The sequence below is a fragment of the Caballeronia terrestris genome (assembly GCF_001544515.1).
In the GTDB taxonomy this organism is placed as follows: Bacteria; Pseudomonadota; Gammaproteobacteria; order Burkholderiales; family Burkholderiaceae; genus Caballeronia; species Caballeronia terrestris.
Genome location: NZ_FCOL02000462.1, coordinates 1 through 1,162, shown reverse-complemented (window position 1 = coordinate 1,162; position 1,162 = coordinate 1). Strand labels below are relative to the sequence as shown.

1 protein-coding gene is annotated in these 1,162 nt (G+C 61.1%); it reads left to right on the top strand.

The annotated features are described in order from the left end of the window. Positions 1–484: 484 nt before the first annotated feature. The coding region (locus AWB67_RS38275) for an enoyl-CoA hydratase/isomerase family protein (protein ID WP_087660898.1) at positions 485–1,162 on the top strand (678 nt) is incomplete at its 3' end.

The window sequence follows — 1,162 nt, the reverse complement described above, 5'->3', positions numbered from 1 at the left end:
ACATAGCACACGATCAGAAACGGCACGAGCCGCAACGCGACCTTGAGATAGAGCGCGCGTTGCGTGTCGTCCGGGGTCGTCACCTGAGCGGACGCGTCTACATCGAGAGCGATTTTGCGCAACATGATGACCGCCTCAGTGAAGGTGAATGAAACGGCGCGTGAATGACGGATAGCGTTTCATGAGGCTGTCTCCTTGAGCCTGCCGGCGCGCGGGTGGTCCGGCGGCGTTTGCTCTGGTCGGGGCGCGCCCGAAGGCGACGGATCGTTCTCATCGAAAACTGATCGATCGAACAGTCAGTACAGTAGCGGATCACGAAACTCCCGGTCAACCGGAAACACGCTGGATTCACCGGGGAATTTCCCTTGTTGACTGATCGATCAGTCAGGCCTAGTATCAACGGCTGAATGCACTGCGTTGCGGCACGTCGCCCTTTCGCGACATGTGCAAGCGCGACTTCTTAACGTTCACCGAGGATAGAGCCGTGAGCAACTTCAACGAATACTCAGACAAGTTCGAGACCATCCGCATGACCCGCACCGACGGCGTGCTGGAGATGCACTTCCACACGCATGGCGAGCCGCTCGTCTGGAACCTGACCGCACACCGCGAGTTCGAACAGGCGTTTCTCGATGTCGGCCGAGACCGGGAAAACGACGTCGTAATCATGACCGGCACGGGCGATGCATTCAGCGGGCCCGCCATCGCCGCAGGCATGCACCAGAACCGCAATTCGATGACGCCCACGATCTACGACCCGATCTATTGGGAAGCGAAGCATCTGCTCATCAACCTGCTCAACATCGAAGCGCCGGTGATCAGCGTCATCAACGGTCCGGCCGTGCGGCACGCGGAGATTCCGCTGCTCGGCGACATCGTGCTCGCCTCCGACACCGCGATGATTCAGGACACCGCGCACTTCCAGGGCGGCATGGTGCCGGGCGACGGCATGCATCTGATCATGCCGCTGCTGATGGGACGCGCGCGCGGTCACTACTTCCTGCTGACGGGCCAGAGCATCTCTGCAAGCGAGGCGCTGGACATGGGACTGGTCAATGAGGTGCTGCCTTCGGCGGAGCTTCTGCCGCGCGCCCGCGAACTCGCCAGACTCATGCTCAAGCAGCCGCGTCTCGTGCGACGCTACACGCGCACCTGCCTGAAC